This is a genomic window from Pseudomonas sp. GD03862 (assembly GCF_029840855.1).
In the GTDB taxonomy this organism is placed as follows: Bacteria; Pseudomonadota; Gammaproteobacteria; order Pseudomonadales; family Pseudomonadaceae; genus Aquipseudomonas; species Aquipseudomonas alloputida.
Genome location: NZ_JAOCDI010000038.1, coordinates 1 through 13,187, shown reverse-complemented (window position 1 = coordinate 13,187; position 13,187 = coordinate 1). Strand labels below are relative to the sequence as shown.

Genomic DNA, 13,187 nt, shown 5'->3' with positions numbered 1-13,187 from the left:
GGCCTCGGCCGCTTCAGTGTCAGATATGCAAGGCGTGGCCCAGGGCGCGCAGTGCGGCTTCCTGTACCGCTTCACCGAGCGTTGGGTGGGCATGAATGGTGCCGGCCACATCTTCCAGGCACGCGCCCATCTCCAGCGATTGGGCAAACGCGGTGGATAGCTCGGAGACCGCCACGCCAACCGCCTGCCAACCCACGATCAGGTGGTTGTCACGGCGCGCCACCACCCGCACGAAACCGCTTTTCGACTCCAGGCTCATGGCCCGGCCGTTGGCGGCAAACGGGAACTGCGCGACGATGCAGTCCAGGCCCTGCTGGCTGGCTTGTTCCGGGGTCTTGCCGACCACCACCACTTCCGGGTCGGTAAAGCACACGGCGGCAATCGCTGCCGGCTCGAAGCGTCGGGCCTTGCCGGCGATGATTTCGGCGACCATCTCGCCCTGGGCCATGGCCCGGTGCGCCAGCATCGGTTCGCCAGCGACGTCGCCGATGGCCCAGACGTTGTGCATGCTGGTGTGACAGCGCTCGTCGATGGCAATGGCGGCGCCGTTCATCTTCAGGTCCAGGCATTCCAGGTTGAAACCCTTGGTGCGCGGCCGGCGGCCCACGGCCACCAGTACCTGGTCGGCCTCAAGGCGCAGTTGCCCACCCTTGCCGTCGCTGGCCAGCAGGCAGCCATTTTCGTAGCCCTCGACGCTGTGGCCCAGGTGCAGCGCTATGCCCAGTTTCTTCAGCGACTCGGCCACCGGGGCGGTCAATTCGCTGTCGTAGGTCGGCAGGATGCGCTCACGCGCTTCCACCACACTCACCTGTGCACCCAGCTTGCGATAGGCAATGCCCAGCTCCAGGCCGATATAGCCACCGCCGACCACTACCAGGTGTTGCGGCAGGGCTTTCGGCGCCAGGGCTTCGGTCGAGGAAATCACCGGGCCACCCAGCGGCAGCATAGGCAGTTCGACACTGCTGGAACCGGTCGCCAGCAACAGATGCTCGCACTGGATACGCTGGCCATCGACCTCGACCTGCTTGCCGTCCAGTACCTTGGCCCAGCCATGCATCACTTTCACCCCGTGCTTTTTCAGCAGGGCGGCAACACCGGTGGTCAGCCGGTCGACAATGCCGTCCTTCCAGGTGACGCTCTGGCCGATGTCCAGGCGCGGCGAAGCCACGCTGATGCCCAGCGGCGAGGGTTCGGTAAAGCGCGAGGCCTGGTGAAACTGCTCGGCCACGTGGATCAGCGCCTTGGACGGGATGCAGCCGATGTTCAGGCAGGTGCCGCCCAGTGCCTGGCCTTCCACCAGTACGGTAGGAATGCCCAGTTGCCCGGCGCGGATGGCTGCTACATAGCCGCCAGGGCCGCCGCCGATGATCAACAGGGTAGTCTGGATAATCTGTTGCATGCTCACTCCACGAACAGGCAGGCGGGTTGTTCGAGCAGGCCACGCACGGCCTGGATGAACAGGGCGGCGTCCATGCCATCGACCACGCGGTGGTCGAACGAGCTGGACAGGTTCATCATCTTGCGCACGACGATCTGGCCGTCGATCACCACTGGCCGTTCGACCATGCGGTTGACCCCGACGATTGCCACTTCCGGGGTGTTGACCACCGGCGTGCTGACAATGCCACCCAGGGCGCCAAGGCTGGTCAGGGTGATGGTCGAGCCGGACAGCTCTTCACGGCTGGCCTTGTTGTTACGTGCAGCGTTGGCCAGGCGCGAAATCTCGCCGGCATTGGCCCACAGGCTGCCCGCTTCGGCGTGGCGCAGCACGGGCACCATCAGGCCGTTGTCACCTTGGGTGGCAATGCCCACATGCACCGCGCCATGGCGGGTGATGATCTGCGCTTCGTCATCGTAGGTCGCGTTGATCTGCGGGAAGTCACGCAGCGCCACGACCAGGGCGCGTACCAGGAATGGCAGCAAGGTCAGCTTGCCACGGCTGTCGCCGTGCTTGCTGTTGAGTTGCTGGCGCAGGGCCTCCAGGGCGGTGACGTCGATTTCCTCGACATAACTGAAGTGCGCGACCCGGCGTTTGGCGTCCTGCATGCGCTGGGCGATCTTGCGGCGCAGGCCGATCACTGGCACCTGCTCGCTGTCGGTGCGCTTGGCATAACCATCAGGTGCTTGCCCGGCATTGCTTTGCGGCTTGCTCATGAAGGCGTCGAGGTCTTCGTGCAGAATACGCCCGGCCGGGCCGCTACCATGCACATAACGCAGTTCGATACCGGCGTCCAGGGCGCGTTTGCGCACGGCAGGCGAGGCCAGCGGCTTGTCGCCCGGCTGGCGCGGCACGATGGGCGCAGCTTCGTGGTTGGCGGGCGCCTGGTACACGGCGGGTTTTACGTCTTTCTGCGGTTCCGGCTTGGCTGCGATGGGTGCCGCCGGGGGCTCTACCGGTTTTGGCTGAGGCACATCCACATGGTTGCCGCTGCCTTCCACTTCGATGCGGATCAGTTCGCTACCGACCGCCATCACTTCCCCGGGCTGGCCACCCAGGGCCAACACCTTGCCGCTGACCGGCGAGGGGATTTCCACGGTGGCCTTGTCGGTCATGACGTCGGCCACCACCTGGTCCTCGGCGATGATGTCGCCGACCTTGACGAACCATTCCACCAACTCGACCTGCGCGATGCCTTCGCCAATGTCCGGCATCTTGATGACGTGCGTGCCCATTCAGACCTCCATGACCTTTTTCAGTGCCGCACCTACCCGCGAAGGGCCTGGGAAGTAAGCCCATTCCTGTGCGTGAGGGTAGGGGGTGTCCCAGCCGGTGACGCGCTCGATCGGCGCCTCCAGGTGGTGGAAGCAGTGCTCCTGCACCAGCGACACCAGCTCGGCACCGAAGCCGCAGGTGCGGGTGGCCTCGTGCACCACCACGCAACGGCCGGTCTTCTTCACCGACTCGACGATGGTGTCCAGGTCCAGCGGCCACAGGCTGCGCAGGTCGATCACTTCGGCATCGACGCCGCTTTCTTCGGCGGCCACCTGGGCCACGTACACCGTGGTGCCGTAGGTCAGCACGGTCACGTCATTGCCAGGGCGGGTAATGGCGGCCTTGTCCAGTGGTACGGTGTAATAGCCGTCGGGCACGGCGCTGTGCGGGTGCTTCGACCACGGTGTTACCGGGCGGTCGTGGTGGCCATCGAACGGGCCGTTGTACAGGCGTTTGGGCTCCAGGAAGATTACCGGGTCGTCGCATTCGATCGAGGCAATCAGCAGGCCTTTGGCGTCATAAGGGTTGGACGGCATCACGGTGCGCAGGCCGCACACCTGGGTGAACATCGCTTCCGGGCTCTGGCTGTGAGTCTGGCCGCCATAGATGCCGCCGCCGCAAGGCATGCGCAGGGTCAGCGGGGCAATGAACTCGCCGGCCGAACGGTAACGCAGGCGGGCCAGCTCGGAGACGATCTGGTCGGAGGCCGGGTAGAAGTAGTCGGCGAACTGGATCTCCACCACCGGGCGCAGGCCATAGGCACCCATGCCCACGGCGGTACCGACGATGCCGCTCTCGGAGATGGGCGCGTCGAACACGCGCGATTTGCCGTACTTGTTCTGCAGGCCTTCGGTGCAGCGGAACACGCCGCCGAAGTAACCGACGTCCTGGCCGTACACCACCACATTGTCGTCGCGCTCAAGCATGACATCCATGGCCGAGCGCAGGGCCTGGATCATGGTCATGGTAGTGGTGGCCATGGCGGTTTCCGGGTTGATGCTGTTGTTGTGGTCGTTCATCTCAAACCCCCAGTTCCTGGCGTTGACGGCGCAGGTGTTCGGGCATCTCCTTGTACACATCCTCGAACATCGAGGCGGCGCTCGGGATGTGCCCGTTGGCCAGGGTGCCGTATTGCTCGGCTTCTTTCTGTGCGGCAATTACCGCAGCTTCGAGCTCGGCCGTGACGGCCTGGTGTTCTTCCTCGGACCAGTGGCCGATCTTGATCAGGTGCTGCTTCAGGCGGGCGATCGGGTCACCCAGCGGGAAGTGGCTCCAGTCGTCGGCAGGGCGGTACTTGGAGGGGTCGTCCGACGTCGAGTGCGGGCCGGCACGGTAGGTGACCCACTCGATCAGGCTTGGGCCCAGGCCGCGGCGGGCGCGCTCGGCCGCCCAGCGCGAGGCGGCGTACACGGCGACGAAGTCGTTGCCGTCAACCCGCAGCGAAGCAATACCGCAACCCACGCCACGGCCGGCAAAGGTGGTCGACTCGCCACCGGCGATGGCCTGGAAGGTGGAAATGGCCCACTGGTTGTTGACCACGTTGAGGATGACCGGGGCGCGGTATACGTGGGCAAAGGTGAGGGCGGTGTGGAAGTCCGACTCGGCAGTAGCGCCGTCACCAATCCATGCCGAGGCGATCTTGGTATCGCCCTTGATCGCCGATGCCATGGCCCAGCCGACCGCCTGTACGAACTGGGTCGCCAGGTTGCCGCTGATGGTGAAGAAGCCGGCTTCGCGCACCGAGTACATGATCGGCAACTGGCGGCCCTTGAGGGGGTCGCGCTCGTTGGACAGCAGTTGGCAGATCATCTCGACCAGCGACACGTCGCGGGCCATCAGGATGCTTTGCTGGCGGTAGGTCGGGAAGCACATGTCGGTGCGGTTCAGCGCCAGCGCCTGGCCGCTGCCGATGGCTTCTTCGCCCAGGCTTTGCATGTAGAAGGACATCTTCTTCTGGCGCTGGGCAACCACCATGCGGCTGTCGAAGATCCGCGTCTTGAGCATGGCGCGCATGCCTTGACGAAGGATCTGCGGGTCGATGTCTTCGGCCCAGGGGCCTTGCGCATCGCCTTGCTCGTCGAGCACGCGGACCAGGCTGTAGGACAGGTCCGCAGTGTCGGCAGCATCGACATCGATAGCGGGTTTACGGGCTTGACCTGCATCGTTGAGGCGCAGGTAGGAAAAATCGGTCTGGCAGCCTGGCCGGCCGGTGGGCTCGGGCACATGCAAACGCAGGGGGGCGTACTCGTTCATGCTTTTTACGCTCGCTCGGGTATTTGTTTTTGTGAGCTCTGAAGCGGCCGCCGCTGAGTACCGGCTTGTGACTGGTAAGTCAGCGTCACCTACATCTTAGTGGCACGGCAGGAGAATTTTTCTCTCAAGTTGATTGCCTTTGCTGAGCGGGGCAGATAAACATTCCGCATAAACACAAAAAACCGGTGATTTTGTCTTATGCGCAAACTCGATCGTACCGATATCGGCATTCTCAACAGCCTGCAAGAGAACGCCCGCATCACCAATGCCGAGCTGGCACGCTCGGTGAACCTTTCGCCCACGCCTTGTTTCAACCGGGTGCGGGCCATGGAAGAGCTGGGGGTGATCCGCCAGCAGGTGACCTTGCTGTCGCCTGAGGTGCTGGGGCTGGATGTGAATGTGTTTATCCATGTCAGCCTGGAAAAACAGGTGGAGCAGTCGTTGCATCGCTTTGAAGAAGAGATCGCCGAGCGGCCCGAGGTGATGGAGTGCTACCTGATGACCGGCGATCCGGATTACCTGCTGCGGGTGCTGCTGCCGAGCATCCAGGCGCTGGAGCGGTTTCTCGATTACCTGACGCGCTTGCCAGGGGTAGCCAATATTCGCTCGAGTTTTGCCCTGAAGCAGGTGCGCTACAAGACGGCGTTGCCGTTGCCGGCCAATGGCATGACCTTGCGGGAGTAGGGGGGGGGCGGCGCCGGCACAAGGATCGCATCCACCTGTAGGCGCGGGTTCACCCGCGAAGAGGCCGGGACAGCCACCCAATAGGCTGCTTGATATTTTAAACACCCGCAGCCTATGTTGTTGTCAGCCTACAACAACAAGGACAAGCGTCATGAGCACTGCTCAGCTCCAGGGCATCGATGAAATCGAATGCGTCACCCCCGACCTCAACGGCGTCCCGCGCGGCAAGGTGATGACCGCCGAAGGCTTCCTCGAAGGCCGTCGTCTGCAGATGGCCCGGGGCGTGCTGCTGCAATGCATCATGGGCGGTTATCCACCAGCGAAATTCTACGGCAGTGACGACGGCGACCTGGCACTGGTGGCCGAACCCAGTCAGGTCCACCGCCTGCCCTGGAGCGATGACGGCCGCGCCTTGGCCATCTGCGATGCCAACGAGCTGGATGGCCGGCCCTCGGCACTGTCCACCCGGGGCCAGTTGAAGGCCGTGATAGCCCGCTATGCGGCACTGGGCCTGGCGCCGGTAGTGGCAACCGAGCTGGAGTTCTTCGTCTTCGCCCCCAACACCGACCCGCAGCAACCGTTCCAGCCGCCTGTAGGCAGCGATGGCCGCCGTGAGCTGGGCCATTCGGCGTTCAGTGTCAGTTCCAACAACGGCCTGCGCCCGTTCTTCAAGGAGGTGTACCACTGCATGGCCGCGCTCGGCCTGCCACGTGACACCTTCATGCACGAAATGGGTGTCAGCCAGTTCGAGATCAACCTGCTGCACGGTGACCCGCTGCTGTTGGCCGACCAGACCTTCCTGTTCAAGCACCTGCTCAAGGAAGTGGCGCTCAAGCACGGGCTGACCGTGGTCTGCATGGCCAAGCCGCTGGCGCGTACGCCCGGCAGTTCCATGCACATTCACCAGAGCCTGGTCGAGGCCGGCAGCGGGCGTAACGTGTTCAGTGACGAGCAGGGCCTGCCGACAGACACCTTCCACCATTTCATCGGCGGGTTGCAGGCGTGCATGGCCGACTTCACCGCCCTGTTCGCACCCAACGTCAACTCCTACCAGCGTCTGTGTCACCCCTATGCCTCGCCGAACAATGCGTGCTGGTCCGAGGACAATCGCGCCGCTGGCTTGCGCATTCCGGCCAGTGCGCCGGTCGCGCGACGGGTGGAAAACCGCCTGCCTGGCGCCGATGCCAACCCCTACCTGGCCATTGCAGCCAGCCTGGCCGCCGGGCTGCATGGCATCGAGCAGCGCTTGCAGCCATCGCCGGCCATCCAGGGCGAATTCGAAGTGCCCGAGCACCTGAGCCTGCCGTGCACGCTGCACGCGGCCCTTGAAAGGCTCAAGCGCAGTACGCTGGCGCGGGAACTGTTCGGCAGCGAGTTCATCGAAGGCTACATTGCCAGCAAGACCCTTGAGCTGAGCGATTTCTTCGACGAGATCACGCCGTGGGAGCGCCGGGTCCTGGCGGCACAGGCCTGAGCGCGACACAACCTGCACCGGGCACGCCCCCGCAGTGCCAAATAGCTGTCGGGGGCCTGCGCCAGGCGGGTTTTGCCTTTATGCTGCTAGCACCCAAAACTGCCACCTGACCAGGGAGCTCCACGGGACGTATGCGAAATGTATGGAAGCCGTTTCAGTCGTTGTATTTCGCCGCGCTGATGATGTTGATCGGCTCGGGCCTGCTCAGCACCTACCTGGCCCTGCGCCTGGCTGCCGACCATGTCGACAGCCTGTGGGTGGGTGCGTTGATGGCGGCCAACTACTTTGGTCTGGCGGTTGGCGGCAAGGTTGGCCACCGGCTGATCGGACGGGTAGGGCACATACGAGCCTATGCCACCTGTGCCGGTATCGTCGGCGCTGCGGTGCTCGGCCATGGCCTGACCAGCTGGCTGCCGGCCTGGGTCGGGCTGCGCGTGATCGTCGGCCTGGGGATGATGTGCCAATACATGGTCATCGAGAGCTGGCTCAATGAGCAGGCCGATGTGAAGCACCGGGGCGCGGTGTTCAGCGGCTACATGATTGCCTCGTACCTGGGGCTGGTGCTTGGCCAGTTGATTCTGGTGGTGCACCCGCAGCTCGGCCCTGAGCTGCTGATGCTGGTGGCGATGTGCTTTGCCCTGTGCCTGGTGCCCGTGGCGATGACCCGGCGTATTCACCCGGCGCCCTTGCGCCCGGCACCGATGGAGCCGAAGTTCTTCATCAAGCGCGTGCCGCAGTCGCTCAGTACGGTTTTGGGCTCGGGGCTGATTGTCGGCTCGTTCTACGGTCTGGCGCCTTTATATGCGTCAAGCCAGGGGATGAGTACCGAGCAGATCGGTCTGTTCATGGGTAGCTGCATTTTTGCCGGCCTGCTGGTGCAGTGGCCGCTGGGCTGGTTGTCTGACCGTTATGACCGGGCGGTGCTGATTCGGAGTGTGGCAGTGGGGCTGGCGCTGGCGGCTGCGCCATTGGCAATACTGCCCAGTGTGCCGCTGGAGTTGCTGTTCGGTATCGGCTTCCTGATCTCGTTGCTGCAGTTTTGCCTGTACCCGCTGGCGGTTGCCTTTTCCAATGACCACGTGGAAAGCGAGCGCCGGGTATCGCTGACGGCGATGCTGTTGGTGACCTACGGTGTGGGTGCATGCGTCGGCCCGCTGGCGGCAGGGGTTCTGATGAAAGTGCTGGGCGCGCAGATGCTGTATGCCTTCTTCGTATTCTTTGCCCTGGTGCTGGTCTGGCGCATTCGGCCGAAAGCGGTTACCGGCCTGCATCAGGTGCAGGACGCACCGCTGGGCCACGTGGCGATGCCGGCGGCCGGTTCGCCATTGTCGGCGGCGCTGGACCCGCGAGTGGATGAGCAGACGGTGCAGGACGTGATGCAGGCGCCGGTGGCGGCTGAAGACACCGAGGATGAAGAGAAGGGCGCGCAGCAACAGGCGCCTGAACCTGAAGAGGTCAGCAAGTCGGTGTAGGAGCGGGTTTACCCGCGAAGAGGCCAGCCCAGCAGAAACACAAATGAAAACGCCACCTCAGCAGGTGGCGTTTTCTGTTTTACCGACCGACGATCAATAATCGTCCTTGTCGAACCGCCGCGCCTCACGCTGCAGCTGGTACACGAAACTCTCGATCTTGCGTTGAGCCTGCCCGCTCAAGTTGTGGAAGCGCACGCCGGCAAAGGTGGTGTTGATGCGCTCTTCATAGTGCAGATGACGCAGCTCGACCATGGTGTCCACCAGGCCCAGTGGGTTGCCTGCCTTGAAACGCTCATACACCTGGCCCAGTTGCAAGCGGTCTTCGACATTGCCTTCAAAGCGCAGTTTGCAGCCGGTGGCCGAGATATCCAGCAGCTTGCCTCGCATGGCGCCGTTGCCCTTGAGGTGAGCACCGTCGAGGATGATGTCGACCAGCTGCGATAGCTTCAGCGCGGCGCGGAAGGCGTTGCGGCGCTGGTGGTAGGTCACCTCTTGCGGCAGGGCGCCGCTGTAGCAGCGGTGGCCGTCGACTTCGCTGATTTTCAGCGCGTGATCGCATTCCCAGGCGATGCGTACACCATCGTGGAAGCCTTCGACACGGAAGTGCTCGCCGTTCTCGATGAATTTCTCGCCGTCACGGGGGATCATCTCATCCAGTGCCAGGGTGTTGCTTTCGCGGTCCACGTGTACCACATAGCTCTGGAAGCGCTGGCTGCGGTCGTGGAAGGTGATGATCAGGGGGTCGTGGCTTTCCTGCAGCTGCCGCAAGTTGGCCGCAATCTCCAAGGGGGTGCTCAACACCTTGGGTGGTTGCGGGGCATCGGATTCATTGAACACAGCTTATTGTTCTCCAGGCAAAAGCGACACACGCAAGTAACGGCATTTTGCCACTATGTTCTGTGCCTTGATAGAAAAATCACACTTGGCTGAGCGCGCGCGGCTTGGCCAGCGGCGAGGTGCTGCCACGGCTGTCGTAGAGCGAAGGCGAATCGCCGCCCTGAAGGATGCGGATCTGGTTGTTGGTGACGTGTTGCTGCACCTGGATGATCCGGCCATTGGTCTGGTTGACCTGCTGGCAGTCGTCCATCAGTTGCGACAACATGTCGAGCCGCTGCAGCATCACATCACCATGGGGTGACTGCGCGGCTACAGCCTGCACACCGATGCGGTCGGCACTCAGGCCCAGGCTGCCGAGCAATTGGCTGCGGCGCTGGCCATGCTGCTCGAGCAAGATGATCAACGACTGCTTGCGCGCCAGGATTTGCTCCAGCAGCGGCATGTCGCGGCCATGCAGGGCGATTGCTTCCTTGTGCAGAAGGTCGAGCAATTCCTGCATCGGGGCAATGTCATCTTCGATCAGTTGCAGCAAGGTGGTGTCGTGCATGGCTAACTCTTGGCTTTTCTGGCGTCCGTGAAGTCAGCGCGCCGTACGGTCAGCGCTGGGCTTCGAAATCAAGCAGTTTGCTGGCGACCCGGCCGGCATCGACCTGGTAGCTGCCGTCGGCGATCGCCTGCTTCAACTGGGCCACACGGGCGCTGTTGACCACGGGCTCGTCGCGCAGCTTGTCGCTGATCTTCTGCAACTGCTGTGCCTCTTGGCTGAGGTGTACCGCCTCTCCGCTGGCGCTGGTGTCTTTCACCGCTTCCTGGCTGGCTGCCGGTTTTTCGGCGCTGCCGGACGCGGTGTTGCCGCGCACGCCGCCCGTGACGGACGGAGAGTTATTCAAACGACTGAAGTCGATGACCATGATCAGAAACCTCTGGGTATTTGGACGCTTGCCTTGTTTTCGGCCAACCCGATATAAACTTTAGGCACAAATGCATTGCCGCCTGTCGGCAAGCCCGCGAACCCGTGTTCTGACACAGTTTAGGAAAAGCGGTTCCTCACTGCCAGCGCAATCTGGTGGCTGGCCTACATACTGACCTCGACCTGGCCCGGGCCGGTCACCCTGGCCTTGACCACGCGTTTGGAATTGAGGTTGCGTACCCGGATCTGCTCGCTCAGGCCGCCCTTGCTCAGGGCTTCGCCCGGCATGCGCACACTCAGGCTGCCACTGCGGGCGATGATCACCACCTGGTCACCCTTGCGCACCACCTCGGCCTGTTCCAGGTGTTGCGGGGTGAGCACCTGGTCGATCACCGTGGGGCGCAGCATCTTCATGCCCACCGCCTGGTCCAGCTCGGTCAGAAAGCCCTGGCCCAGGGTACCGACATCGCGCTCGCGCAGGGCCACGTCACCTTCGCCGACCGTGTTGTCGCGCTTGAGCGGGCGGGTCACCACCACCACATCGCGGAAAAGTCGCACGGTGGCCGGCACGAATACCGTCCACGGTGCTGCGCCGTTGCAGCGTATCCGTACCGTCACCCGGCCCAGCGGCTGGGCCGGGCTTTCCAGTGAGGCGTCCAGCTGCTGGCTGCACAACGGCATGCGCAGGCGTGGGTCCAGTGGGTTGACCTGGATTTCATAGCGGCCGGCAGTCTGGGTGGTGGACAGATAATCTTCAACAGTGAATTCAAGAAACCCTTGGGTGACACCGATAAGCTGTTCAGGCAAGGTGAACGCGTTCGCCACCGTGCGAACGCCGGGCATCAGCAGGCACAGCGTGGCCAGCGGGCCAGTCAGCAGGCGTGTCAATCGTCGGGAAAATGTCGTTTTCGTGTGCATGACACTCAAAAAAGCAAAGCCCGTGCCGACTCGCTACCTGAGTTGCAACGAAAGGCTGAAACGTTAAGGAGTCTGGCATGGCGGGTGTTATGGATTCGGTCAACCAGCGCACGCAGCTGGTGGGGCAGAATCGCCTGGAATTGCTGCTGTTCCGCCTCAATGGCGAACAGCTTTACGGCATCAATGTGTTCAAGGTCAGGGAAGTACTGCAATGCCCTGCGCTGACCCTGCTGCCCAAGGCGCACCCTGTGGTGCGTGGCGTTGCCAATATTCGCGGGGCGACCATCCCGATCCTCGACTTGTCGATGGCCACCGGGTTGCGGCCGTTGCAGGAAGACACACGCAACAGCTTCGTGATCATCACCGAGTACAACACCAAGACCCAAGGCTTCCTGGTGCATTCGGTGGAGCGCATCGTCAACATGAACTGGGAAGAGATCCATCCGCCACCCAAGGGTACCGGCCGTGATCACTACCTGACCGCGGTCACTCGGGTGGACAACCGCATGGTCGAGATCATCGACGTGGAGAAGGTGCTGGCCGAAGTGTCGCCGTCGTCCGAGTCGGTATCGGCCGGTGTGATCGATGCCGAAGTGCAGGACAAGGCGGTGTTGATGCGGGTGCTGACCGTCGACGACTCGTCGGTTGCGCGCAAACAGGTCAGCCGGTGCCTGCAGACCGTAGGGGTCGAGGTGGTGGCGCTCAATGATGGCCGTCAGGCGCTGAACTACCTGCGTCAGCTGGTGGATGAGGGCAAAAAGCCGGAAGAAGAGTTCCTGATGATGATCTCGGACATTGAAATGCCGGAAATGGACGGTTATACGCTAACCGCAGAGATTCGCAGCGATCCGCGCATGCAAAAATTGCACATCTGCCTGCATACTTCGCTTTCCGGGGTGTTCAACCAGGCAATGGTCAAGAAGGTCGGTGCCGATGACTTCCTGGCCAAGTTCAAGCCGGATGACCTGGCCCAGCGGGTGGTCGACCGGATCAAGGCAGCGCATTGAAGCAGCCGGGGGCATGCCCTCCGGCACCAGTGATTGAAAAGAGGCGGCAGTAGTGTCTACGGGTAATTTGGATTTCGAACAGTTCCGGGTCTTCCTGGAGAAAGCCTGTGGCATCCTGCTGGGCGAGAATAAGCAGTACCTGGTTTCCAGCCGTCTCAACAAGCTGATGGAACAACAGGGCATCAAGAGCCTGGGTGAGCTGGTGCAGCGCATCCAGGCCCAGCCGCGCGGCGGTTTGCGCGAGCAGGTGGTCGATGCCATGACCACCAACGAGACCCTGTGGTTTCGCGACACCTATCCCTTCGAGGTGTTGAAGAACAAGGTGATCCCCGAGTTCATCCGCAACAACCCCGGCCAGCGCCTGCGCATGTGGTCGGCGGCCTGTTCGTCGGGGCAGGAGCCGTATTCCATCTCGATGGCGATCGACGAGTTCGAGCGCAGCAACCTCGGCCAGTTGAAGATGGGGGCGCAGATCGTCGCCACCGATCTCTCCGGCACCATGCTGACCAACTGCAAGACCGGCGAATACGACAGCCTGGCGATTGCCCGCGGCCTGTCCCAGGAACGCCTGCAGCGCTATTTCGACCCCAAGGGGCCGGGGCGTTGGGCGGTCAAGCCGGCGATTCGCAGTCGTGTCGAGTTCCGCTCGTTCAACCTGCTCGACAGTTATGCCAGTCTGGGCAAGTTCGACATCGTGTTTTGTCGCAATGTGCTGATCTATTTCTCGGCGCAGGTGAAGAAGGACATCCTGCTGCGCATTCACAGTACCCTCAAGCCCGGTGGCTACCTGTTCCTCGGCGCCTCGGAAGCGCTGAACGGCTTGCCGGACCATTACCAGATGGTGCAGTGCAGCCCGGGGATCATCTACCAGGCCAAGTAAGCACGAAGGCCGGTATCGAGAGATGCCGGCCTTTTTGTA

The 13,187-nt window shown here is 62.7% G+C and carries 13 protein-coding genes; 5 read left to right on the top strand and 8 right to left on the bottom strand.

Annotated elements, in window-relative coordinates:
- Window positions 1-19: 19 nt before the first annotated feature.
- The 4 genes from lpdA to N5D53_RS21165 are packed head-to-tail and all read right to left on the bottom strand — an operon-like array spanning window position 20 to window position 4,966.
- A complete protein-coding gene (gene lpdA / locus N5D53_RS21180; RefSeq protein ID WP_003254489.1) occupies window positions 20-1,399 on the bottom strand; it encodes a dihydrolipoyl dehydrogenase in 1,380 nt (459 codons plus the stop codon).
- A 2-nt stretch (window positions 1,400-1,401) separates the two neighbouring features.
- The gene (locus tag N5D53_RS21175; RefSeq protein WP_190869607.1) at window positions 1,402-2,673 is read right to left on the bottom strand and encodes a dihydrolipoamide acetyltransferase family protein; all 1,272 of its coding nucleotides are present in this window, start codon (window positions 2,671-2,673) and stop codon (window positions 1,402-1,404) included.
- On the bottom strand, window positions 2,674-3,732 hold the full coding sequence (locus tag N5D53_RS21170) for an alpha-ketoacid dehydrogenase subunit beta (protein WP_012051588.1): 1,059 nt from the start codon (window positions 3,730-3,732) through the stop codon (window positions 2,674-2,676).
- A 1-nt stretch (window position 3,733) separates the two neighbouring features.
- Window positions 3,734-4,966 (bottom strand): 3-methyl-2-oxobutanoate dehydrogenase (2-methylpropanoyl-transferring) subunit alpha, encoded by a 1,233-nt coding sequence (locus tag N5D53_RS21165; RefSeq protein ID WP_003254486.1) that lies wholly within the window; start codon window positions 4,964-4,966, stop codon window positions 3,734-3,736.
- A 198-nt stretch (window positions 4,967-5,164) separates the two neighbouring features.
- Here N5D53_RS21165 and bkdR point away from each other — a divergent pair, with 198 nt between their 5' ends.
- From bkdR to N5D53_RS21150, 3 genes are all read left to right on the top strand, one after another.
- A complete protein-coding gene (gene bkdR / locus N5D53_RS21160) occupies window positions 5,165-5,650 on the top strand; it encodes a Bkd operon transcriptional regulator BkdR (protein ID WP_003254485.1) in 486 nt (161 codons plus the stop codon).
- A gap of 232 nt (window positions 5,651-5,882) precedes the next feature.
- Window positions 5,883-7,124 (top strand): glutamine synthetase family protein, encoded by a 1,242-nt coding sequence (locus tag N5D53_RS21155; protein WP_190870192.1) that lies wholly within the window; start codon window positions 5,883-5,885, stop codon window positions 7,122-7,124.
- A gap of 131 nt (window positions 7,125-7,255) precedes the next feature.
- Entirely contained in the window at window positions 7,256-8,596 is a 1,341-nt protein-coding gene (locus tag N5D53_RS21150; protein WP_104961041.1) for an MFS transporter, read from the top strand.
- A 93-nt stretch (window positions 8,597-8,689) separates the two neighbouring features.
- Here the strand turns inward: N5D53_RS21150 and N5D53_RS21145 are convergent, their stop codons facing one another.
- The 4 genes from N5D53_RS21145 to flgA all read right to left on the bottom strand — a co-directional run bounded on the left by N5D53_RS21145 (window position 8,690) and on the right by flgA (window position 11,261).
- Window positions 8,690-9,433, bottom strand: coding sequence for a flagellar brake protein (locus N5D53_RS21145; RefSeq protein WP_104961042.1), 744 nt, complete (start codon window positions 9,431-9,433; stop codon window positions 8,690-8,692).
- A 79-nt stretch (window positions 9,434-9,512) separates the two neighbouring features.
- The gene (locus N5D53_RS21140) at window positions 9,513-9,980 is read right to left on the bottom strand and encodes a flagellar protein FlgN (RefSeq protein WP_020193298.1); all 468 of its coding nucleotides are present in this window, start codon (window positions 9,978-9,980) and stop codon (window positions 9,513-9,515) included.
- A gap of 49 nt (window positions 9,981-10,029) precedes the next feature.
- On the bottom strand, window positions 10,030-10,344 hold the full coding sequence (gene flgM, locus N5D53_RS21135) for a flagellar biosynthesis anti-sigma factor FlgM (RefSeq protein ID WP_003254479.1): 315 nt from the start codon (window positions 10,342-10,344) through the stop codon (window positions 10,030-10,032).
- 164 nt (window positions 10,345-10,508) lie between these two features.
- Window positions 10,509-11,261, bottom strand: coding sequence for a flagellar basal body P-ring formation chaperone FlgA (gene flgA / locus N5D53_RS21130; protein ID WP_012051593.1), 753 nt, complete (start codon window positions 11,259-11,261; stop codon window positions 10,509-10,511).
- 77 nt (window positions 11,262-11,338) lie between these two features.
- On the opposite strand from flgA, the gene N5D53_RS21125 reads away from it, so the two are divergent.
- A complete protein-coding gene (locus N5D53_RS21125; protein WP_010955104.1) occupies window positions 11,339-12,268 on the top strand; it encodes a chemotaxis protein CheV in 930 nt (309 codons plus the stop codon).
- A gap of 52 nt (window positions 12,269-12,320) precedes the next feature.
- Window positions 12,321-13,148 carry a protein-glutamate O-methyltransferase CheR gene (gene cheR, locus N5D53_RS21120; RefSeq protein ID WP_004575768.1) on the top strand — a complete coding sequence of 276 codons (828 nt, stop codon included), beginning with the start codon at window positions 12,321-12,323 and terminating at the stop codon, window positions 13,146-13,148.
- The last annotated feature ends 39 nt before the right edge of the window (window positions 13,149-13,187 follow it).

What these genes read in the sequence shown, in the direction of transcription:
- N5D53_RS21150 (WP_104961041.1), top strand. Translation starts at nt 7,256, where the DNA reads ATGCGAAATGTATGGAAGCCGTTTCAGTCGTTGTATTTCGCCGCGCTG.
- flgA (WP_012051593.1), bottom strand. Translation starts at nt 11,261, where the DNA reads ATGCACACGAAAACGACATTTTCCCGACGATTGACACGCCTGCTGACT.
- N5D53_RS21155 (WP_190870192.1), top strand. Translation starts at nt 5,883, where the DNA reads ATGACCGCCGAAGGCTTCCTCGAAGGCCGTCGTCTGCAGATGGCCCGG.
- bkdR (WP_003254485.1), top strand. Translation starts at nt 5,165, where the DNA reads ATGCGCAAACTCGATCGTACCGATATCGGCATTCTCAACAGCCTGCAA.
- N5D53_RS21170 (WP_012051588.1), bottom strand. Translation starts at nt 3,732, where the DNA reads ATGAACGACCACAACAACAGCATCAACCCGGAAACCGCCATGGCCACC.
- N5D53_RS21140 (WP_020193298.1), bottom strand. Translation starts at nt 9,980, where the DNA reads ATGCACGACACCACCTTGCTGCAACTGATCGAAGATGACATTGCCCCG.
- N5D53_RS21125 (WP_010955104.1), top strand. Translation starts at nt 11,339, where the DNA reads ATGGCGGGTGTTATGGATTCGGTCAACCAGCGCACGCAGCTGGTGGGG.
- lpdA (WP_003254489.1), bottom strand. Translation starts at nt 1,399, where the DNA reads ATGCAACAGATTATCCAGACTACCCTGTTGATCATCGGCGGCGGCCCT.
- N5D53_RS21165 (WP_003254486.1), bottom strand. Translation starts at nt 4,966, where the DNA reads ATGAACGAGTACGCCCCCCTGCGTTTGCATGTGCCCGAGCCCACCGGC.
- flgM (WP_003254479.1), bottom strand. Translation starts at nt 10,344, where the DNA reads ATGGTCATCGACTTCAGTCGTTTGAATAACTCTCCGTCCGTCACGGGC.
- N5D53_RS21175 (WP_190869607.1), bottom strand. Translation starts at nt 2,673, where the DNA reads ATGGGCACGCACGTCATCAAGATGCCGGACATTGGCGAAGGCATCGCG.